At 63.4% G+C, this 19,337-nt stretch carries 22 protein-coding genes; 14 read left to right on the top strand and 8 right to left on the bottom strand.

Translation table 11 applies throughout. From position 1 onward, the window contains the following. Positions 1-584 precede the first annotated feature (584 nt). From flhA to ABSY17_RS07950, 7 genes are all read left to right on the top strand, one after another. Positions 585-2,675, top strand: coding sequence for a flagellar biosynthesis protein FlhA (gene flhA / locus ABSY17_RS07980; RefSeq protein WP_378948944.1), 2,091 nt, complete (start codon positions 585-587; stop codon positions 2,673-2,675). Next, a complete protein-coding gene (fliR, locus tag ABSY17_RS07975) occupies positions 2,672-3,424 on the top strand; it encodes a flagellar biosynthetic protein FliR (RefSeq protein WP_378948941.1) in 753 nt (250 codons plus the stop codon). Before flhA ends, fliR begins: the two co-directional genes overlap by 4 nt. A gap of 2 nt (positions 3,425-3,426) precedes the next feature. Then, complete coding sequence (locus tag ABSY17_RS07970) at positions 3,427-3,807, top strand: hypothetical protein (RefSeq protein WP_378948938.1); 381 nt, start codon at positions 3,427-3,429, stop codon at positions 3,805-3,807. Positions 3,808-3,997: 190 nt separating this feature from the next. Beyond that, the gene (locus ABSY17_RS07965; protein ID WP_378948931.1) at positions 3,998-4,558 is read left to right on the top strand and encodes a rod-binding protein; all 561 of its coding nucleotides are present in this window, start codon (positions 3,998-4,000) and stop codon (positions 4,556-4,558) included. Positions 4,559-4,568: 10 nt separating this feature from the next. Then, positions 4,569-4,988 carry a hypothetical protein gene (locus ABSY17_RS07960; protein WP_378948928.1) on the top strand — a complete coding sequence of 140 codons (420 nt, stop codon included), beginning with the start codon at positions 4,569-4,571 and terminating at the stop codon, positions 4,986-4,988. After that, positions 4,985-5,512 carry a hypothetical protein gene (locus tag ABSY17_RS07955; protein ID WP_378948926.1) on the top strand — a complete coding sequence of 176 codons (528 nt, stop codon included), beginning with the start codon at positions 4,985-4,987 and terminating at the stop codon, positions 5,510-5,512. The genes ABSY17_RS07960 and ABSY17_RS07955 overlap by 4 nt, the downstream gene beginning before the upstream one ends. A 204-nt stretch (positions 5,513-5,716) precedes the next feature. Further along, a complete protein-coding gene (locus ABSY17_RS07950; protein WP_378948923.1) occupies positions 5,717-6,001 on the top strand; it encodes an SCP2 sterol-binding domain-containing protein in 285 nt (94 codons plus the stop codon). A 129-nt stretch (positions 6,002-6,130) separates the two neighbouring features. Here the strand turns inward: ABSY17_RS07950 and ABSY17_RS07945 are convergent, their stop codons facing one another. Together ABSY17_RS07945 and odc2 are read right to left on the bottom strand one after the other, a co-directional pair. After that, on the bottom strand, positions 6,131-6,697 hold the full coding sequence (locus ABSY17_RS07945) for a GNAT family N-acetyltransferase (protein WP_378948920.1): 567 nt from the start codon (positions 6,695-6,697) through the stop codon (positions 6,131-6,133). Positions 6,698-6,860: 163 nt separating this feature from the next. Further along, the gene (odc2, locus tag ABSY17_RS07940; protein WP_378948917.1) at positions 6,861-7,994 is read right to left on the bottom strand and encodes an ornithine/lysine decarboxylase; all 1,134 of its coding nucleotides are present in this window, start codon (positions 7,992-7,994) and stop codon (positions 6,861-6,863) included. Positions 7,995-8,543: 549 nt separating this feature from the next. Between odc2 and ABSY17_RS07935 the strand changes: the two genes are divergently transcribed. The 4 genes from ABSY17_RS07935 to ABSY17_RS07920 all read left to right on the top strand — a co-directional run bounded on the left by ABSY17_RS07935 (position 8,544) and on the right by ABSY17_RS07920 (position 12,442). Continuing rightward, a complete protein-coding gene (locus ABSY17_RS07935; protein ID WP_378948914.1) occupies positions 8,544-9,749 on the top strand; it encodes an amidase in 1,206 nt (401 codons plus the stop codon). Positions 9,750-9,753: 4 nt separating this feature from the next. After that, entirely contained in the window at positions 9,754-10,662 is a 909-nt protein-coding gene (locus tag ABSY17_RS07930; RefSeq protein ID WP_378948911.1) for a LysR family transcriptional regulator, read from the top strand. Between the two features lie 75 nt (positions 10,663-10,737). Continuing rightward, positions 10,738-11,400 (top strand): DUF1007 family protein, encoded by a 663-nt coding sequence (locus ABSY17_RS07925; protein ID WP_378948908.1) that lies wholly within the window; start codon positions 10,738-10,740, stop codon positions 11,398-11,400. Between the two features lie 4 nt (positions 11,401-11,404). Beyond that, on the top strand, positions 11,405-12,442 hold the full coding sequence (locus ABSY17_RS07920; protein ID WP_378948906.1) for a nickel/cobalt transporter: 1,038 nt from the start codon (positions 11,405-11,407) through the stop codon (positions 12,440-12,442). A 69-nt stretch (positions 12,443-12,511) separates the two neighbouring features. Here ABSY17_RS07920 and ABSY17_RS07915 read toward each other — a convergent pair whose 3' ends face one another. Continuing rightward, complete coding sequence (locus tag ABSY17_RS07915; protein ID WP_378948903.1) at positions 12,512-12,751, bottom strand: hypothetical protein; 240 nt, start codon at positions 12,749-12,751, stop codon at positions 12,512-12,514. 45 nt (positions 12,752-12,796) lie between these two features. Next, positions 12,797-13,090 (bottom strand): hypothetical protein, encoded by a 294-nt coding sequence (locus ABSY17_RS07910; protein ID WP_378948900.1) that lies wholly within the window; start codon positions 13,088-13,090, stop codon positions 12,797-12,799. A gap of 204 nt (positions 13,091-13,294) precedes the next feature. On the opposite strand from ABSY17_RS07910, the gene ABSY17_RS07905 reads away from it, so the two are divergent. Together ABSY17_RS07905 and ABSY17_RS07900 are read left to right on the top strand one after the other, a co-directional pair. Continuing rightward, the gene (locus ABSY17_RS07905) at positions 13,295-14,014 is read left to right on the top strand and encodes a response regulator (protein WP_378948897.1); all 720 of its coding nucleotides are present in this window, start codon (positions 13,295-13,297) and stop codon (positions 14,012-14,014) included. Beyond that, positions 14,011-15,441 carry an ATP-binding protein gene (locus ABSY17_RS07900; protein ID WP_378948894.1) on the top strand — a complete coding sequence of 477 codons (1,431 nt, stop codon included), beginning with the start codon at positions 14,011-14,013 and terminating at the stop codon, positions 15,439-15,441. Before ABSY17_RS07905 ends, ABSY17_RS07900 begins: the two co-directional genes overlap by 4 nt. Before the next feature lies 1 nt (position 15,442). Here the strand turns inward: ABSY17_RS07900 and ABSY17_RS07895 are convergent, their stop codons facing one another. Both ABSY17_RS07895 and ABSY17_RS07890 read right to left on the bottom strand, forming a co-directional pair. Next, a complete protein-coding gene (locus ABSY17_RS07895; protein ID WP_378952503.1) occupies positions 15,443-15,649 on the bottom strand; it encodes a hypothetical protein in 207 nt (68 codons plus the stop codon). A gap of 153 nt (positions 15,650-15,802) precedes the next feature. Beyond that, positions 15,803-16,519 carry a GNAT family N-acetyltransferase gene (locus ABSY17_RS07890; RefSeq protein ID WP_378948891.1) on the bottom strand — a complete coding sequence of 239 codons (717 nt, stop codon included), beginning with the start codon at positions 16,517-16,519 and terminating at the stop codon, positions 15,803-15,805. A gap of 59 nt (positions 16,520-16,578) precedes the next feature. Between ABSY17_RS07890 and ABSY17_RS07885 the strand changes: the two genes are divergently transcribed. Then, positions 16,579-17,763, top strand: a complete 1,185-nt coding sequence (locus ABSY17_RS07885) for a pyridoxal phosphate-dependent aminotransferase (protein WP_378948888.1) — start codon at positions 16,579-16,581, stop codon at positions 17,761-17,763. Between the two features lie 27 nt (positions 17,764-17,790). Here ABSY17_RS07885 and ABSY17_RS07880 read toward each other — a convergent pair whose 3' ends face one another. Together ABSY17_RS07880 and ABSY17_RS07875 are read right to left on the bottom strand one after the other, a co-directional pair. Continuing rightward, the gene (locus ABSY17_RS07880) at positions 17,791-18,468 is read right to left on the bottom strand and encodes a methyltransferase family protein (protein WP_378948885.1); all 678 of its coding nucleotides are present in this window, start codon (positions 18,466-18,468) and stop codon (positions 17,791-17,793) included. After that, positions 18,465-19,289, bottom strand: a complete 825-nt coding sequence (locus ABSY17_RS07875; protein ID WP_378948882.1) for a sterol desaturase family protein — start codon at positions 19,287-19,289, stop codon at positions 18,465-18,467. The genes ABSY17_RS07880 and ABSY17_RS07875 overlap by 4 nt, the downstream gene beginning before the upstream one ends. Positions 19,290-19,337 lie beyond the last annotated feature (48 nt).

Genomic DNA, 19,337 nt, shown 5'->3' with positions numbered 1-19,337 from the left:
CGGGACCCCGGCTGCGCACCGGGCATCGGGGGGAAGCGCCGGTGCCGGGCTGGTGGGAGGTCGGTTCTCTCACTGGGTGTTTCACCCCCAAGCCCGGGCCTTGCGGCGGCTGGCGGCGGAAATGCCGAGGCGACTGAGCGGGGCAAGCAGCCGGGCGGGGCGCGAACGTCGCGCCACACAAAAGACTATCGGAAGGCACGGCCTCGCGCCCCGCTTCCCGAACACCTCCCGACAAGGGAGTGCTCTTTGACAATGGCCAGACCGGAAACGGGGCGTGGCAGTGAATAGGCTTCGCGCAAACGCAGGCGCCGTCATCCCGGAAGCCGGAGCGAAGCGTAGGCTATCCGGGACCCATTGACTGGAACATCGTCTGACGCGGCCGGGTCCTCGCCTTGGCGTAGGCCGTGCGTAGTGAGAACCCGGCCGCGCCGATCAATGGGTCCCTAGTCTCCTCGCTGCGCTCGTCGCCCGGTATGACAGGCGCTCGAGAGTTCACCGCCCCTCTCCCACCCTCGCGCAAGCTTGGCGACATAGGGTCAGCGCGCCGTGGCATGGGCTTGCGGCAGGATTCGATCGGGTAAACCATGGCGATCAGCGAAACCATCACGGGCATCGGCGCCCCGAAGCGAAATGCCCGCGACGTCTTTTTCGCGCTCGGCATCGTCGTCATCCTCGCCGTCCTGTTCCTGCCGATCCCGGCATTCCTGATCGACGTTGGCCTGGCCTTCTCCATCGCGATTTCGGTGCTGATCCTGATGGTCGCGCTGTGGATCCAGCGGCCGCTCGACTTCTCGTCGTTCCCGACCGTGCTGCTGATCGCGACGATGCTGCGCCTGTCGCTCAACATCGCCACCACGCGCATGATCCTGTCGCATGGCAACGAGGGCACCCACGCCGCCGGCTACGTCATCTCGGGCTTTTCCAACCTGGTCATGTCGGGCGACTTCGTCATCGGCCTGATCGTCTTTATGATCCTCATCGTGGTGAACTTCATCGTCATCACCAAGGGTGCGACCCGTATCGCCGAAGTCGGCGCGCGCTTCACCCTCGACGCCATCCCCGGCAAGCAGATGTCGATCGACGCCGACCTGTCCGCCGGCATGATCGACGACAAGACCGCCCAGCTGCGCCGCCGTGAACTGGAAGAGGAAAGCTCCTTCTTCGGCTCGATGGACGGTGCCTCGAAATTCGTCCGCGGCGACGCCATCGCCGGCCTGATGATCACTGCCATCAACATCGTCGGCGGCATCGCCATCGGCTATTTCCGCCACGACATGAGCATGGGCGAAGCCGCCGACGTGTTCATCAAGCTGTCGGTCGGCGACGGCCTGGTCACCCAGATTCCGGCGCTGATCGTTTCGCTGGCCGCCGGCCTGCTCGTCTCCAAGGGCGGCACGCGCGGCTCGGCTGACCAGGCCGTCTTCGGCCAGCTCGGCGCCTATCCGCGCGCGCTCTTCGTCGCCGCATCGCTGCTCATGCTGCTGGCGCTGATGCCCGGCCTGCCGATGCTCCCGTTCGTGTCGCTCGCCGGCGCCATGGCAACACTCGGCTACGTCATCCCGATGCAGCACAAGCGCCGCATGGCCGAGGCCGACGCGGAAAAGCAAAAGGCTGAGGCCGACAAGGTCGCGGAAGAGAAAGACTCGGTCAAATCCTCGCTGGCCACCGCCGAGATCGAACTGCTGATCGGCAAGCAGCTGTCGACGCGCCTGGTCGCTTCGCATCAGGAACTCGCCTTCCGCATGGCCAAGATGCGCAAGAAGTTCGCTACCCAATACGGCTTCGTGGTGCCCGAGGTGCGGCTGACCGACGATTTCTCGATCCCGCCCAAGAGCTACCAGATCAAGGTCCACGGCACGGTGGTCGCCGAATACCAGATGCGCGTCGGCGAGATCATGGTGCTGCTCGGCTCGCGTCCCCTGCCCGACATTCCGGGCGAGGAAGTGCGCGAACCCGCCTTCGGCATGCGCGCCTATTCGGTGCTCGATTCCTTCGCCGAAGATCTGAAGCGCGAGCATCTCACCTATGCCGACAACATGTCGGTACTGCTCACCCATCTTTCCGAGGTGATCCGCAACAACCTGCCGCAGCTTCTCTCCTACAAGGACATGAAGGCCCTGCTCGAACGCCAGGACCCCGAATACCGCAAGCTTGCCGACGAGATCTGCTCATCGCACATCACCTATCCCGGCCTGCAGGCAGTACTGAAGCTTCTGCTTGCCGAGCGCGTGTCGATCCGCAATCTCCATCTGATCATCGAAGCGATCGCCGAGATCTCGCCGCATGTCCGCCGCACCGAACAGATCGTCGAGCATGTCCGCATCCGCATGGCCCAGCAGATTTGCGGCGACCTCAGCGAAAGCGGCGTGCTCAAGGTCCTGCGCCTCGGCAATCGCTGGGATCTCGCCTTCCACCAGAGCCTCAAGCGCGACCCCAAGGGCGAGGTGCGCGAGTTCGACATCGATCCGCGCCAGCTCGAGGAATTCGGCCAGGATGCCTCGAAGGCGATCCGTACCCATCTTGAAACCGGCGAGCGCTTCGTGCTCGTCACCGCTCCCGATGCACGGCCCTATGTCCGCATGATCATCGAGCGGCTGTTCCCGACTTTGCCGGTGCTCAGCCACGTCGAGATCGCCAAGGGCATCGAGTTGCGCGTACTCGGAACCATCTCATGAACATCGCCGCGCAAGGGTTCGTCCTTGCGGCGTTCCTCGCCTTCTGCCGGATCGGCGGCTGTTTCATGTTGATGCCGGGGCTGTCGAGCGTGCGCGTGCCCGTCCATGTCAGGCTGTTCGTCGCCGTCGCCGCTACCGGCGGCCTGCTGGTCCATTTGTGGGACCAGATATACCCCTTCGTCGACGCCCGCCCGGGCGTGCTGATGCCGATGATCGCCTCGGAGCTTCTGATCGGCGGCCTGATCGGCCTGATGGCGCGGCTCTATATGCTTGCGCTGATGTTCATGGGCTCGGGCATCGCCATGCTGATCGGCTTCGGCGGCGTCGGCGGACACGCCATCGAAGAGAACGAGCCTCAGGCTCCTCTCGCCTCGATCATCTCGATTTCGGCGCTGCTGCTGCTTTTCGCCTTCAATTTCCACCACGAGATCGTTCGCGCACTGGTCGCCTCCTACCAGGTCGCGCCGGTCAACCTGTTCTTCAACCCGCAGGCAGCACTCGTCGATGTCACCGACACGCTGGCGGAGAGTTTCATGGTGGTGCTGCGGCTTGGCAGTCCGTTCATCGCCTATGCCATCCTGGTCAATCTGACGATCGGCTTCGTCAACAAACTGACACCACAGATCCCGGTCTACTTCATCTCGCTGCCCTTCGTCATCGCAGGCGGGCTGATCCTCATCTATTTCGGCATCGGCAACCTGCTCAGCCTGTTCGCTGACGGCTTCGCTGACATCACGATCGGAAGATAGAAATGGCTTCGCGCAGAGACAGGTTGAAGAAACTGGTCGTGGTGCAGGAACAGCTCAAGGCACTGCACGAGACCCGTCACGCCGGCTTCGTGGCGCAGGCAATTGCCGCGGAAACCGAGGCGCATGCGCTGGTGGAGAGTTTCGGCAACTCCACCAACACCGCCCAGCTTTTCCCGGATCTCTATCATCGCCGCATCTCCAGCGCCCAAGCCCGGAAGCAGCACAATCTCGAACTGGCCAGTGCCGAGGCCGGCAGGATCGCCACCGCCACGGCCCGAACCAACATGGTCGAACGCGCCTATCGCGAGGAGCGGCGGCGCGACGAGCGCGACAGCGCCGACCGCGAACGCCTTGAAATCATCGAAAGAAAGCCCAGTGCATGACCCCGAAATCAGAAGCGATTTTCGGAGAGGATCATGCACAAATTCTAAGTGCTACAGCGTCCTTTGCGCGTCCAAAAGGACGCGCGGCGCTGTAGTGACGACAAGTAAGGTTGCCACAAGGTTGACCCTCCACAATCATCTGCATCGAAACTAATTCATCTGCATCGAAACCAATGAAGGCGAGCGAGCTTTGGCGATCTCCCCCCCCAGCGACATCATTCTGGACGTTGCCAAGGCCGTCGAGCCGGCCGGCGTCCAGGCCGCGCGCGCCGCACTCGTCAACCGGACCGGCAACGTCGCCGGCGCCTTTTCGCTCGGCGAAGAAGCGCCTTTGACCAGCCGCACTGGCGGCCTGTCGCGCCAGCCCGACCAAGCCGCGCCGGATGCAAGCATGAAGCGCTTCGAGGCGATGGTACTACAGACCTTCATCGAGAACATGCTGCCGAAGAACACCGAGAGCGTCTACGGCAAGGGCATGGCTGGCGACATGTGGAAATCGATGATGGCCGAACATCTCGCCGGCGCCACTGCCGAGGCGGGTGGAATCGGCATCGCCAAGTCCCTGACGCGCGAGCACTACATCAAGGACGAGAAGGTCGTGCCCGTGGGCGTGGTCTCCGGCGGCCCCGACCAGGCGGCACTCGATCAGCAGACCAGCCAGGCAACGGCGCTGCTCCAGGAAATGCAACGGAAGATGGTTCAGTCGCTCGGAAGCGGCAATGCCGGTTCCGCCACTGACAACAAATCGTAGAGGATAGAATATGTCGGACTACTCCGAATACCGGCCGCACCTCCCGGCCATGGCTGACGTAATCGACGCCGCGCAGACGACACGGCCGGGCAATCTCGGTGTCATCCTCAACCGCATCGAAGAAGCCGTGGAAGAAGAAACCGCGGCGATCCGCACGGATGTCCGCTTCGACATCAAGGCTTCGAACGCGCGCAAGAGCCGCTATCTGTACGAACTGACCCGCGCCACCAAGGGACTTGTCGAAGGCGATTTCCCCGGCGAACTCAAGGCTGGTGTCGAGCGCCTGCGCGACAAGCTCGTCGCCAATGAGCGCGCCATCCTCGCCCACCTCAGCGCCGTCAGCGAAGTCGCCACCCTGCTCAAGGACGCCATCCAGCGCTCCGAGGCGGACGGCACCTATTCGGCCAACGAATTCGGGTGGGCGCGGTGATCAAGTTCATCGCGGCGGTGCTGTGGATCGTCGTCGTGACGCTCGGCGCGGTCTTCTATTCCTTCCAGGCGGCGGCCAACCGGCCGCCCGTCGCGGCGGCAAGCCCGTTGCTGGGCGGCCTGGACTACGTCAAGACCGACGTGATCTCGGTTCCGTTCGTCAAGGGCGAGCGCATCCGGGGCTACTTCCTTGCCCGCTTCGTCTACACGGTCGAACCCAAGCAGGTCGCGAAATTGGCGGTACCGCTGGACGCGCTGCTCATCGACCAAGTCTACACCTATCTCTACGGCAACCCGCAGATCGACTTCGCCAAACAAGACACGCTCGACCTCGACGCGTTTCGCAATGGCATCCGCGACAGCATCAATGCCCGTATCGGCGACAAGCTGGTGCATGACGTGCTGGTCGAGCAGATCGATTTCCTGACCCCCGACGACATCCGCGACAACGCGGGGCGCCAGCGCAAGGCGGCCGCTGCCGAGGCAGCCAAGTCGCCGGAACCTGCCCCCGCCCCAGCGCATTAGGGTGAGGTGCGCCACATGGGCGCACAAAGAACGAAGGCCGCCGAGCAGAACCGAATGCAGTGCCGCCGCGTCAGGACTACGTTGACGTAAACGTCAACTAGCAAGTATAGGCTGTCTGGTCCTTTGACACTGGCCGGCGCTGTCCGGAATGGTCCGGGGAGACGGCGCCTCGGGCGCCTTTCAGGCAAAGATCAGGAGAGAGCCATGGGCATTCAGGCAGTCGCAGACAAGATCAAGGCCAAGGTGGAAAGCTTGGGCTTCGACCGCTCGGTCAAGTTCGACACCGGCGGCGACGGCGTCATCGTCATCGACGGCGGCACGCTTTCGACCACCGACGCGCCCGCCGACTGCACCATAAAACTCTCGCTCGACAATCTGGAGTCGCTGATTGCAGGCGACCTGAACCCGACGATGGCGTTCATGACCGGCAAGATCAAGGTCGAGGGCGACATGTCCGTCGCGATGGGCCTGAGCAAGCTGCTCGGCTGATACCGTTTGCCAGGTCGCGCCCCGTCCACTACGGCGGGGCCGACATTGTCAGCAACGGAAAGTACCGGGCGCCAAAGCCCGCGTGCCGAATCTCTGTGTCCCCGGCATTGCCGCAATGGCCCTGTGCGCTTATGCAGCCAGGCGCGTCCGCTCGGCCCTGAGCTTGTGGCCGGCGGCCTTGAGAGCGCCCCGCGTGCCGTCGAGAGCGCCCGCAACCAGCTCGAGCGCCAGAAAGCGCTCGCGCTCATAGGGGCCGGGCATCGCCAGCGAGCCGGTCTTCTCCGCCGAAAAGCCGAAGCGCGCATAGTATGGTGCATCGCCGACCAGAAGGATGGCGCGATGGCCGAGCCTGCCGGCCTCGGCGATGGCGTGACGCATCAGCGCCGAGCCGATGCCGCCGCTCTTCATCGTCTGATCGACCGCTAGCGGTCCAAGCAGCAGTGCGGCGGGACCGCCCTCGCCCAGACGCCCATCCCACAGCCGCACGGTGCCGACGACCGCGCCGGCGCTATCGCGCGCGACGAAGGCCAGGCCTTCGGACGGGCGACGGCCACGCCGCAGCTTCTCCGACGACTTCTTGCGCCGCTTCAGCCCCATGGCACGGTCGAGCAGAGCCTCGCGCGCCGCAATATCGGCGACGGTCTCGGCCTCGACCACGAAGTCGGGCGAGGATTTGGTGATTTCTTCAGTATGCACTTCCGCGATCCTTCACGAGCGGAGAACTGTTCCACAAGCGAACCCGGGGGCGCCCGCGCATGTATCCGAGACCTCAGGTCGAGGTAGGATCATGCGCAACCAGAATGGCACGCCCGCCGGGGTGATCTGATCGGCTCCGGCGCGATGCGCCGCTAGCGAGCCGTCAGATCACGTAGGATCGGAGAGGCTCGAAGCCGTTGAAGGCGACCGACGAATAGGTCGTCGTGTAGGCGCCGGTGCCCTCGATCAGCACCTCGTCGCCGATGGTCAGCGACAGGGGCAGCGGGTACGGCGCCTTCTCGTACATGACGTCGGCCGAGTCGCAGGTCGGTCCGGCGAGGACGCACGGAGACTTCTCGTCGCCATCCCGCTCGGTCACGATCGGGTAGCGGATCGCCTCGTCCATCGTCTCGGCGAGACCGCCGAACTTGCCGATGTCGAGGAACACCCAGCGCACATTGTCGTTGTCGGCCTTCTTGGAGATCAGCACGACTTCCGACTTGATGACGCCGGCATTGCCGACCATGCCGCGACCCGGCTCGATGATCGTCTCCGGGATGTTGTTGCCGAAATGCTTGCTCAGGTACTCGAAGATCGCCTGGCCATAGGCCTGCGCCGCCGGCACGTCCTTCAGGTAACGCGTCGGGAACCCGCCGCCCATGTTGACCATGCCGAGCATGATGCCTTCTTCGGCAAGCTTGGCGAACACCATCTTGGCGTCGGCCAGCGCACGGTCCCAGGCCGAAAGATCGGTCTGCTGGGAGCCGACGTGGAACGACACGCCATGGGCGTCGAGCCCGAGCGCCTTGGCATGGCGCAGCACATCGACGGCCATCGCCGGCACGCAGCCGAACTTGCGCGACAGCGGCCATTCGGCCCCTTCGCCATCGGTCAAGACACGGCAGAACACGCGGGCGCCCGGAGCGGCACGCGCGACCTTCTCCACCTCTTCGACGCTATCGACGGCAAACAGACGGATGCCGAGTTCGAAGGCGCGCGCGACATCGCGCTCCTTCTTGATCGTGTTGCCGAAGGAGATGCGCTCCGCGGGCGCGCCGGCGTCCATCGCCATCTCGATCTCGGCGACCGAAGCGGTGTCGAAGGACGAGCCCATGCCAGCAAGCAGGCGCAGGATTTCCGGCGCCGGATTTGCCTTGACGGCGTAGTAGATCTTCGACTCGGGCAGAGCCTTCTCGAAGGCCTGGAAGTTGTCACGCACGACATCGAGATCGACGACGAGGCAAGGACCGGTCGGACGTCGGGTGGCGAGGAAGTCGAGGATGCGCTGAGTGGCCATAGGTCTCTCCATCGCGCGGTCCTGCCGCGCAAGAATCATCAAGCTGCGAGTCGGCCGTTCCCGGCCGCAGAATCCCGCGGTGGACAAAGACATGACCGCTATTTGATGGAACCAGCCTGTGGAGACCCTGGAACCATAAATGCGCTTCACGCGGCGGTGAACCTAAGCCAGCCCGGCTTCGGTTCGCTTTGTCTGCCTTGGCTTGGAAATGGGAAGACCCGTTCCGCACTGCCGGCAATGAGGGTGTGCCTCTTCAGTAACCCCGGCTTTTGGACAGCCGGAAGAGAACCAGAAAGGCCCGCACCGTCGTTGCTTCAAGGTGTCCTCGATTTGGCGGTTGGCCGCTAAACCGACTGGAGGGGTTAGCTCCAGCTACCTTACCGATTTCCTCGCCATTCGAGGGATCGGCGGACACCCACAGGCACGTGCGACTTTGGGCAAGCGCGGATATATGGACGTCGCCCGTCACAATCAATTAAAATCTCATGACGGGTTGAAAAAAATCATTCGTCGAACAATGCTGGGAACATTGTAAACAGGCTTCGAACGATGACTGCCTTGCCCGACCCCTTCAATGCCTTCCTAGCTATACAGCAAGCTACTGTTCCCAATAGCGAAACAGGCCCCTTGGCCGGGCTACGGCTGGCGGTCAAGGACATCTATGACGTAGCCGGTATCGTGACCGGCTGCGGCAACCTGCAAAAGGCAGCAAGCGGCGATGCCGCTGAAACAACAGCACCTTCGGTGCAGGCAATTCTCGACGCCGGGGCGCGATTCGTCGGCAAGACCCAGACCGACGAGCTTGCCTTCTCGCTGATGGGCCAGAACGCGCATTATCCGCACCCGGTCAACCCAGCCGCGCCAAACCGCGTCAGCGGCGGCTCGTCGTCGGGCTCGGCGGTGGCGGTGGCAGCCGGACTGGCCGACATCTCCGTCGGCTCCGACACCGGCGGCTCGATCCGCGCACCGGCAAGCTTCTGCGGGCTGATCGGCCTGCGCACGACGCACGGCCTGATTTCGCTCGAAGGCACGATGAAGCTGGCCCCCAGCCTCGACACCTTCGGCTGGTTCGCCAGGGATATCGACATCTACGAGAAGGTGGCAAAGCTGCTCATCGGCAAGGACGCCCACGAGGACAAGCTTGTTCGCCCGCTCGCGTTCGATTGGCTCGACGCCCTGGCGAGCGGCCCGGCTGAAGCTGCGGAATACGAACGCACACGAGGGGTTGCCGAGCGCGCGCTGGGTCCGGTCGCGGCAGCCACGCCCCTCACCCTGTCGCCTGATGAGATCTATTGGTGTTTCCGCAAGATCCAGGCCTTCGAGGCCTGGCAGGTACATGGCGACTGGATTTCGTCTGGAGATCGCGACCTCGGGCCCGGCGTCAAGGAGCGTTTTGCCTTTGGTGCGACCATCGATGCCAAGGTCTACAAAGCCGAGACTGCGGTGCGGCACACTTTGCGCAAGGAGCTGGCGGCACTGCTGGGGCGGGACGGTTTCCTCGTCCTGCCGACCGTGCCGGGGGCTGCTCCCTTTGCCAGCGGGTCGCATGACGACCTGCTCGCCTATCGCGAGCGGGCGTTGCGGCTGCTCTGCCTCTCCGGCCTGTCCGGCTTCCCGCAGATCACGTTGCCCATCGGCAAGGTCGACGGCGCGCCTTTCGGCCTGTCGTTGCTTGGCCCGGCAGGAAGCGACCTCCAGCTGATCGCGCTCGGACGGCAGGTCGTTGCGGCCGCATCGGGTCAGGCAAGGGGTTGAGCGCATGGACACACTGACCCGCATGCGCGCCTTCATCGACGTGGTCGAAGCCGAAGGGTTTTCGGCTGCGGCGCGCAAGATCGGCCGCTCCAAGGCCCTTCTGTCGAAATATGTCCGCGAGTTGGAGGACGAGCTCGGCGCACTGCTTCTCAACCGCACGACCCGGCAGTTCTCGCTCACCGAGGCTGGGCACACCTACTATCGCCGTGCCTCGGAGATCATTCGCGAGGTCGACAGCCTGGCGGACGCCGTGCGCGAATCCTCTGGTGACGTGCGTGGCCGCATCAAGCTCTCGGCGCCGCGCACCTTTGCCGACGCCCCGATCGGGCACTCGCTGATAGACTTCGCCAAGGAGCATCCCGACATCGTGCTGGAGATCCATCTCGACGACCGTTTCGTCGATCTGGTGGAAGAAGGCTTCGACCTCGCCATCCGCATCTCCCGCCTGGAAAACTCATCTCTGATCGCGCGCCGGCTGGCGCCCTTCGGGATCAGGCTCTGCGGCTCGCCGGAACTGATCGAGAAATACGGCCTGCCGCAGCGCCCCGCCGACCTCGCCAACGCGCCCTGCATCATCGACACCAATGGCCGCTGGCTGTCCAACTGGCCCTTCGTCGGTGATACCGGCGATACCATGACCGTCTCGGTCAGCGGGCCGATGGAGGTGAACAGCCCGCTGGCGGCGCGGGCCGCGGCCCTCGCAGGTCTCGGATTTGCCATCCTGCCGGACTTCATCGCCGCCCCTGACATCGAGGCCGGTCGGCTCGTGCCCGCACTCGACGACCGGCGGCTGTCCGGCGGCGGCATCTTTGCCGTTTACCCGCACCGCCGCTACCTGCCGGCCAAGGTGCGCGTGTTCGTCGACTTCCTGGTGCAGTGGTTCAAGACCAATCCTTGCGACAAGGCGCAGTGAACGTCGACGAGGTCCTACTTTCGCCCGGTTTCTGCTAACTGTCGGCATCGCCCATACTGCGGGACCGCCATTGCAATGATACTGAACAGACATGTGATCCTGGCTTCGGCCACTGCGGCCCTCGTGCCCATGACCGTGCCGGCGAGCGCGCACCCGCACGTCTTCGCCGAGGCACGGCTCGACGTGATGCTCGGCACCGACAACACGGTGAAATCGCTGCGCCATCTCTGGCGCTTCGACGACCTGTTTTCGAGCACGGTGCTGATGGAATTCGACAAGAACTCCGACCTCAAGCTCGACGATTCCGAACTCGCGGAAGTCTCCAAGACGGTTTTCGAATCCATCGGCGAATACAATTATTTCCAGGTGATCACCGCAGACGGCAAGGACGTGGCGATGAAGCCACCGGCCAACCTGATGGCCTATTTCGAAGACCAGCAGTTGATCATCCTGTTCGAGGCCGAGCCGAAGGAGCCGTTGAAGCTCGCCGGCAAGATCGGCTTCGGGGTCTACGACCCGACGTTCTATACAGCGCTCGAATTCACCGAGGATGCCAATCTCACAGCCGCCGGCCTGCCTTCGACCTGCACCAGCAAAGTCGTCCGTCCGGATCCCGACGAGGCCATCGCGCAGAACCAGGCCAGCCTGACCGACGCCTTCTTCGAAGATCCAGCCAGCACCGACATGAGCAAGATCTTTGCAACACGGCTCGAACTCGACTGCCAGGCCAAGGGGTGATGCGGTGAAGAAGACGACCATCCGCGTGGTGTTCGCGCTTTTGGCGCTGAGCTACGTCCTCAGCCACTTTGCCGGACACGCCCATGCGCAAAGCTCGCTCGGCATCGGCACCAACGAGGCCGTTGCTCCCTCGACCGGCCTGTTTTCCGGCCTGCTCAACTGGATCAACGTGCATCAGCAGCAATTCTACCGCGCGCTGACTGGTTCGTTGAAGGCGATGCGCGACGGCGGCGGCGGCATGTGGGTGCTGGTCGGCCTGTCCTTCGCCTATGGCGTCTTCCACGCCGCCGGTCCCGGCCACGGCAAGGCGGTGATTTCGTCCTACATGCTCGCCAACGAGGTGGCGCTGCGCCGCGGCATCATGCTGTCCTTCGTCTCGGCCTTCCTCCAAGGTGTAGTGGCGATCGTGCTGATGACGCTGGTCTTCCTGGTGCTGCGCGGCACCTCGGTGTCGATGACCAATGCGACGTGGTTCCTGGAAACGGTGAGCTATGCGCTGATTTCTGCCTTCGGCGCCTGGCTTTTGTGGCGCAAGCTACGGCCGATGGTGCTCGGCGGCGCAGGCCACAGCCTGTCGGCGGCACATGCGCACACACATGACCATGCCGGCTGCGGGCACCATCACCACCACGATCATGAACATCATCACCATGCCGAGGGCGAGATCTGCAGTTCCTGCGGCCATTCGCACGCCCCCGACCCGAGCCTGCTGCAGGCGAAGCACTTCGACTGGAAGACGGCCTGGACGGCCGTTGCGGCGGTTGGCATACGCCCCTGCTCCGGCGCGCTGATCGTGCTCAGTTTCGCCTTCCTCAACGGCCTGTGGGCGGGCGGCATCCTGTCGGTGTTCGCCATGGCTCTGGGCACGGCGATCACAGTCTCAGCCCTTGCCACGCTCGCGGTGACGGCGAAAAACTGGGCGGTCGCGATCGCCGGCGACGGCCGTGCCGGCAACCGCGTCCACAATGCCGTGGAAATCGGCGGCGCGGCACTGGTCATGCTGCTCGGCCTGACGCTGCTGGCGGCGAGCCTGAACGCTTAGCCGACGAGGCAAAGAAAATCCGCCCTGGAGTTGCGGCTTGCCAGGGCGGATTGATGCGGAGACCGACAGTTACATGGGCGAGGCAGGCTTTGCCGTCGAGGATGCGGCCGGCTTCTTGTGATGCTTCTGCTTCTTGTGATGCTTGTTCTTCTTCACGACCGGAGCGGTCGTGGTCGACTTCATCGTCTGCGTCGTGGACGGCGGCGTGCTGGTGCCGCCGCCATAGCCGGCTGCGCTGGCCATGGGTGCGGAGAGGGCCAGAGCAACGGCCACGCCAAGTGCGCTCAAGAGAGGTTTATTGACGGTCATGGTCGCTTTCCTTCTTTCACATGGGCCTGGTTTGAGCTTGGCCGATCACGGTTCTATCGGCTGTTCTCCAAGCATCTTCAGTGCTGTCGCATAGGCGCGGATGCCCTGGGCCTGCTTCTCGCCAGCGCAGAATTTCATCGCCTTTTTCTGAAGCGCCTTCGCCTCGGCGGCCCGTTTTGCCTCGGCGTGTTCGGTAATTGCGTGCGTAAACTGCTGCTGCAGCCTGTTGCACTGTTCGGTCCTTGCGTTCGTCCGGCTCCCGTGCGGGCGAGCTTCGGCAGAACCAAGCGAAAGTGCTGCGAGCAGAACGACCGTCGAACTGATCACAAGGTTTCGCATTTCGATCCCAAAGCCGTTGGCTGTAGCAGCGAGGCTGTTATCGCGGATCGGCTTGTCGGATATTTTTCCCGTCTGCAGAGTTTTGTTTCTGAACTGTAACTGCGGGAATGGTCGCCTCGGCGCATCGGTGCTGGCCGTTTCGATCCTCCGCCCCTATCTTGCCAAAGTCCGGAGCGACCGATTGCGGAAGCAGGGAAGGCAACCATGCAGAAAGCCGACGCCCATATTCTGATCGTCGACGACGACAGGGAAATTCGCGATCTGCTGCAGGAGTTCTTCCAGAAACATGGAATGCGTGCATCGGCGGCACGCGACGAAGACGAGATGCAGGCAGCGCTGCGGCATGCTCCGGTCGACCTGATCGTCCTCGACGTCATGCTGCCGGGCAAAGGCGGCCTCGACATCTGCCGCGACCTGCGCACGCACTCCAACATCCCGATCATCATGCTGACGGCGGTCACCGAAACGGTCGACCGCGTCGTAGGCCTCGAGATGGGCGCCGACGACTATGTGGCAAAGCCCTTCGATCCCAGGGAGTTGCTGGCCCGCACGCGCGCCGTCCTGCGCCGGCCAAACGCGGCCGGCGCCGTCCATCGCCCGCTGCCTCAGGTCTACAAATTCGCCGGCTGGACGCTCGACGCCTCGCGGCGCCGGCTGCTGCGTCCTGACGGCGTCCGCGTCGAGCTGACGACCGCGGAATTCAACCTGCTGCACACGCTGGTCCGCAGCGCCCAGCGGGTGCTCAGCCGCGAGCAACTGGTCGAGCTGTCCAACCAGAACGGCGACTACAGTTACGACCGCAGCGTGGACATTCTGGTCAGCCGCCTGCGCCGCAAGATGGAGGATGACCCGCGCGCGCCGCGGCTGGTGCTGACCGTGCGCGGCGGCGGCTACCAATTCGTGCCAGAGGTCGTCGCCGAATGAAATGGATCCTGCCACGCTCCCTACCCGGCTGGGTCCTGCTGATCGTCATATCCGGCCTGCTGATCACCCAGGTCTTGACTCTTTCCATCGTCTCGCGCGAGCGCATCGCTTCGAACAACGTCCTCGACCTGCTCCGCCTCAGCGACCGCGCGCTGCTGTTGGCCAAGCTGATGTACACCGAGAAGCCGGAGCAAAGGACGCGTATGGCCGCCGAGTTGTCGGTGCCGCCGCATGTGATGACCACCTCCGACAGTTCGGCGATCACGTCTTCGATCCCGGTCGACGACGAGATGGCCGAACTCGAGGACATCATCGTCGGCAGGCTTTCGCGATATGGGGTCGAGGATGCCCGGCTGGGGCGCGAGTCGGGGCAGGCACGTCCCAGCCCCAACGCCGTTCAGCGGAACGAATCCATGGGAAGTGTCGAGCGTGAGTTGCTCGACCTGTCATCGGATATCACCAACAGCGACACCTTCGTCGGGTCGATCGAATTCAAGGACGGCCAGTGGCTCAACTTCACCATGCAGGCAACGCCGCTGAGCCCGATCCTCAACGTCAACAGCCTGCCGCTCTACGGCTCGGTGGCAGCACTTGTGGTGCTGCTGTCGATGTGGTCGCTGCGCCGGCTGACTGCCCCATACCGCGCGCTCGAAAGTGCAGTCCAACGCATCGGCGAGGACCTTAAAAGCCCGCCGCTCGATGAGCGAGGCAGTAGCGACTACAAGTCCGCCGCACGCGCGGTGAACACCATGCAGGCTAAACTGAAAGAATATGTCGAGGACCGCGAACTGCTCGCCGCGGCGCTGGCGCATGACCTCAGGACACCGCTGACCCGCATCCGCCTGCGCCTCGAAATACTACGCAACTCCCCCGCGCGTACAGCTCTGATGAACAACCTGAACGACATCGAGGCGATCTCGGCGTCGGTTCTCGACTTCGCCAACTACGAGGCCAAGGGCGATGCATCTGAGCGGCTCGACTTCTGGTCGCTGGTCGATTCGATCGCCGACGGGAATCCGAACGTCGTCTTCGACGGCGAGGACAGCCGTGCGCAGGGACTGGTCTGTTACGCCGAGACGATCGCGCTGCGCCGGTGCGTGACCAACCTGATCGACAATGCCATCAAGTATGGCGGCAAGGCGCGCCTTGCGCTTTCGCGCGAGGGCCGCTGGATCGTCCTCACCATCGACGACGACGGGCCAGGCATCCCGGAAGCGCAGATGGAGGCGCTGTTCCGGCCGTTCAACCGTCTTGAACGCTCGCGCAACCGCCAGACAGGCGGCTTCGGCCTGGGACTGACGATTGCCCGCAACATTGCCCGCCGCTTTGGCGGCGACATCACCCTCGGGAACCGGGCTGGCGGCGGCTTGCGGGCGGAGCTCAGGTTGCCGCTGGCCAAGACGGCGAAGCTGAGTTCGTCAAAATAGCTCAGTTGCCGTTTTTGCGCTGGCTGCGGCCGCGCAGCCAGAACACGCCGAAGAAGGCGAGTACGAAAAGCACGGCGAAAATGCCCGCGGCAATCGTCGAATAGTTGCCGACCGCCAGCATGATCTTCGGCAGGAAGTAGGCGACGACGCCGAAGATGATCAGGAACGAAGCGGCGCCGATGGCGGAGTTGCGGGTGTTGGTGTCCATCGACGAGGCCCTCATTGTGGTTGTTCCCAAAAGGTGCGTTGCCGCGCCGGCTGGAATTTTATGTCATAGCGCTTGCCGACCCATCAGCCAACGCGCGGAGGCCCGCTCCTTTGTCGCATGCGCGGTGCCGCGGGCAAGCATTTGCGGCCAGGATCAGCCAAGCGCACCGAACTCGGCGCGGAAATCCTCGAGGCGGCGTTTCTGCACCCCGGAAGCGTCGAAATTGCTCGGGTCGAGCCAGGCCTCGTAGGCGCGCTTCAAGGCAGGCCACTCGCTGTCGAGGATCGAGTACCAAGCAGTGTCGCGGTTCTCGCCCTTGACGATCATGTGCTGGCGGAAGATGCCTTCGAACCTGAAGCCGAAGCGCTCGGCGGCACGCTTGGACGGCTCGTTGCGGTTGTTGCATTTCCATTCGTAGCGGCGGTAGCCGAGCTCGTCGAAGATGTAGCGCGCAAACAGGAACTGCGCTTCGGTCGCAGCAGGCCTGCGGGCAATGAGATCGCTCCAGTAGATGTTGCCGATCTCGATGACGCCGTAGGCCGGGTCGATGCGCATCAAGGTCTGCCGACCGGCGATACGGCCGCTGGCCTTGTCGATGACCACGAAGAACAGCGGATCCTGGCTTGCCGCCGACTTGTCGAGCCAGGGTTGGAACTCGGCGCGCGATTGCGGCTTGGTGTCGAACAGCCAACGGAAGCGGCCCTCGGCATCCTCAGCGGTCGCCATCGCATAAAGACGCTCGCCATGTTTGTCGGCGTCCAGCGGCTCGAGCCGCACATAGCGCCCTTCGAGCACAATGCGCTCCGGCCGCGGCCGCGCCTTCCAGTTTTCCAGATTTTCGGTCACCGACTTCTCCAGCAGATTTGACATTTCGGCCCGGACTCTCCCAAAAATCGAGCGCAGACGAAAGAACCAGACGAGTGACCGGAATGCTCCAAACGATTGCCGCCTTTGACCGCCTCGGCGAAGAGAACGCCTTCGCCGTGCTGGCGCGTGCCACAGCCCTCGCCCACCAAGGCCGCGACATCGTCAATCTCGGCATCGGCCAGCCCGATTTCCGCACGCCGGACCACATCGTCGAGGCCGCCATCAAGGCGCTGCGCGACGGCCACCATGGCTACACACCGGCCAACGGACTGCTGGCGACGCGCGAGGCTGTGGTACGCCGCACGCTGACGACCACCGGCGTCGAGGTGTCGCCGGAAAACGTGATGATCATGCCGGGCGGCAAGCCGACCATGTTCGCCGCGATCCTGATGTTCGGCGAGCCGGGCACCGAGATTCTCTATCCCGACCCGGGCTTTCCGATCTACCGCTCGATGATCGAGTTCACCGGTGCCGTCCCGGTACCGGTGCCGATGCGCGAGGCCAACGGCTTTGCCTTCTCGGCCGAGGAGACGCTTTCGCTGATCACGCCCCAGACTAGGCTTCTGATCCTCAATTCGCCGGCCAACCCGACCGGCGGCGTCACCCCGCGCGAGGAGATCGAAAAGCTGGTGAAGGGCCTGGAAGCGCACCCTGATGTCGCGATCCTGTCCGACGAGATCTACGACGTCATGACCTATGACGGCGAGCGCCACACCTCGCTGCTGGCCTTCCCCGAGATCCGCGACCGGCTGATCGTGCTCAACGGCTGGTCCAAGACCTGGGCGATGACCGGCTGGCGCATGGGCTGGTCGATCTGGCCGAATTCGCCTGAAAGCGGCCGGCTCTACGACAAGGTGCGCAAGCTGGCCGTCAATTGCTGGTCCTGCGTCAACGCGCCGAGCCAATACGCCGGCATCGCCGCTATCGATGGTCCGCAGGACGACGTCGGCAACATGATGCGCGCCTTCGACCGGCGCCGGAAGATTGTGGTCGAGGGGCTGAATGCCATCGCGGGCATTTCCTGTGTGACGCCAAAGGGCGCGTTCTACGCCTTCCCCAATGTCGCGGCGACCGGCTGGAAGGCCAAGGCGCTGGCCTCTGCCCTGCTCGAAGACGCGGGTGTCGCCCTGATCGGCGGGCCGGATTTCGGCATTCTGGGCGAAGGCTATGTCAGGCTGTCCTACGCCAATTCGGAGGAAAACATCCTTCGCGCGCTGGAACGGATCGAGGCATTTTTGGCCAGGTGACGGCAGCATGCGCGCTGCCGTCCTATGCTATGCGGCAGCGTTTCCCGGACGATAACGCGTCAGTCCGGGAACAATCCGTGGCACTCGCCGGGCATAGTCCTCATATTCGGGGAACGTTGTACGCAGGATCGCCTCTTCATTGAGCATGCGTCGGTACTGAAACCCACACCAAGCGATGAAGAGCAGAGCGGCCCAGATGGACCAGCCATGGAGCGCGGCCCCGAGCGACGCCACCGCCTCCGCCGCATAAAGCGGATGCCGGACCAGGGCGTAAGGCCCCTGCACCACCAGATGGCGGGCCACCGCCATGATCGAGAACGAGCGACCCAGATAGATCGCGCACCAGATCGACAGGATCGTGCCGAGCGTCATCAGGCTGGCTGCAGCGACCTGCAGGCCCGAGCCAGGGTTGCCGGTAGGAACGACGGCCAGGAACATCAGGCAGAAAGTCCCGGCGATCGCGGTGACGCGCGGCTGAATACCCGCCGATACGTTCTTCGGAGCCCGGCGAATAACGGTGAGAAAAACCACAAGCGTGAGAAAGGCCAGACCAGAAACGCGGCTCGCGAGCACAAATGGCCAGAGATCGAGCTGATCGCGAAGCTGGACAACAACGACGATCGTGTTTGCCTGCATGATCGCAAGATAGAGGAATATCGCGATCATCAAGCTCTTGCCGAGCAGGTCTTCGAGACGGCTGTTCATTTCTGATTGTCTCCGACGGCGGACGCAAGGCCTTCGCTCGGACGCGGCTTGGCGCCGACGAACGGATAGGCCAGCTGTTCGTGATAGACTGATGGAACGGGGTCGTCGGTTCCGTATTTCGACGGCATCCGGTTTGGCAGGTATAGCGTTCCGCCGAGGGCATCTATGAAGGGCAATTGGGCGGAGAAATTCTTGTCGTAGGCCTGCCGCTCATTCGCATGATGCCAGTGATGAAACTGGGGCGACGCAAGAACCCATTTGAGCGGGCCGAAATTAATCTTCACATTGGAATGGATCAGCAGCGATTGCCATTGATAGATCGCAACATAGATGCCGATCGCCAGCGGTGAAAAGCCGAGCGCGAAGATCGGCAGGTAAGACGCCGACTTGGTCAGCACCTGGTCGACCGGGTGGACGCGGTGGGCCGCAAGCCAGTCCATCTCCTCGATGCTATGGTGGACCGCGTGGAACCGCCACAGGAACGGGAACGCATGAAAGGCGCGATGCGCCAGATAGAAGCCGATGTCGGCAATGACGATCACCTCGATGGCCTGCAGCCATACCGGTTGCGACCGAACGAGTTCGCCGACGCTGTCCGGGATCAGGTATCCGATCAGGGCAAGCGTTCCGCCCACGACGATGAGCAGGCCAGCCTTAATGAAAATGCCGTTGAAGAATAGGTAAAAGGCGTCGTTCAGCCAATGCCGACGCAACGCCTTCTGCTCGTGGCGATGCGGGATCAGCCTCTCAAGCGGGATGAAGATGAGGGCGACGACAAGGAGCGCTTTCAGATCGACAAGATCTGACAACTGCCAGCTCATCCTAACCTCCCGTGTTCAACGCGGCGATTAGGCACGAAAACCGCTACT

This window comes from Mesorhizobium sp. ANAO-SY3R2, from assembly GCF_042466635.1.
GTDB lineage: Bacteria > Pseudomonadota > Alphaproteobacteria > Rhizobiales > Rhizobiaceae > Aminobacter.
Note: the sequence above shows the minus strand (reverse complement) of the source record. Positions and strands in the feature narration are given on the sequence as shown.

Bases quoted from the DNA above. Each gene is read 5' to 3' on its own strand.
- flhA (WP_378948944.1), top strand. From the start codon at position 585: ATGGCGATCAGCGAAACCATCACGGGCATCGGCGCCCCGAAGCGAAAT.
- fliR (WP_378948941.1), top strand. From the start codon at position 2,672: ATGAACATCGCCGCGCAAGGGTTCGTCCTTGCGGCGTTCCTCGCCTTC.
- ABSY17_RS07970 (WP_378948938.1), top strand. From the start codon at position 3,427: ATGGCTTCGCGCAGAGACAGGTTGAAGAAACTGGTCGTGGTGCAGGAA.
- ABSY17_RS07960 (WP_378948928.1), top strand. From the start codon at position 4,569: ATGTCGGACTACTCCGAATACCGGCCGCACCTCCCGGCCATGGCTGAC.
- ABSY17_RS07950 (WP_378948923.1), top strand. From the start codon at position 5,717: ATGGGCATTCAGGCAGTCGCAGACAAGATCAAGGCCAAGGTGGAAAGC.
- odc2 (WP_378948917.1), bottom strand. From the start codon at position 7,994: ATGGCCACTCAGCGCATCCTCGACTTCCTCGCCACCCGACGTCCGACC.
- ABSY17_RS07935 (WP_378948914.1), top strand. From the start codon at position 8,544: ATGACTGCCTTGCCCGACCCCTTCAATGCCTTCCTAGCTATACAGCAA.
- ABSY17_RS07930 (WP_378948911.1), top strand. From the start codon at position 9,754: ATGGACACACTGACCCGCATGCGCGCCTTCATCGACGTGGTCGAAGCC.
- ABSY17_RS07925 (WP_378948908.1), top strand. From the start codon at position 10,738: ATGATACTGAACAGACATGTGATCCTGGCTTCGGCCACTGCGGCCCTC.
- ABSY17_RS07915 (WP_378948903.1), bottom strand. From the start codon at position 12,751: ATGACCGTCAATAAACCTCTCTTGAGCGCACTTGGCGTGGCCGTTGCT.
- ABSY17_RS07910 (WP_378948900.1), bottom strand. From the start codon at position 13,090: ATGCGAAACCTTGTGATCAGTTCGACGGTCGTTCTGCTCGCAGCACTT.
- ABSY17_RS07905 (WP_378948897.1), top strand. From the start codon at position 13,295: ATGCAGAAAGCCGACGCCCATATTCTGATCGTCGACGACGACAGGGAA.
- ABSY17_RS07900 (WP_378948894.1), top strand. From the start codon at position 14,011: ATGAAATGGATCCTGCCACGCTCCCTACCCGGCTGGGTCCTGCTGATC.
- ABSY17_RS07895 (WP_378952503.1), bottom strand. From the start codon at position 15,649: ATGGACACCAACACCCGCAACTCCGCCATCGGCGCCGCTTCGTTCCTG.
- ABSY17_RS07890 (WP_378948891.1), bottom strand. From the start codon at position 16,519: ATGTCAAATCTGCTGGAGAAGTCGGTGACCGAAAATCTGGAAAACTGG.
- ABSY17_RS07885 (WP_378948888.1), top strand. From the start codon at position 16,579: ATGCTCCAAACGATTGCCGCCTTTGACCGCCTCGGCGAAGAGAACGCC.
- ABSY17_RS07880 (WP_378948885.1), bottom strand. From the start codon at position 18,468: ATGAACAGCCGTCTCGAAGACCTGCTCGGCAAGAGCTTGATGATCGCG.
- ABSY17_RS07875 (WP_378948882.1), bottom strand. From the start codon at position 19,289: ATGAGCTGGCAGTTGTCAGATCTTGTCGATCTGAAAGCGCTCCTTGTC.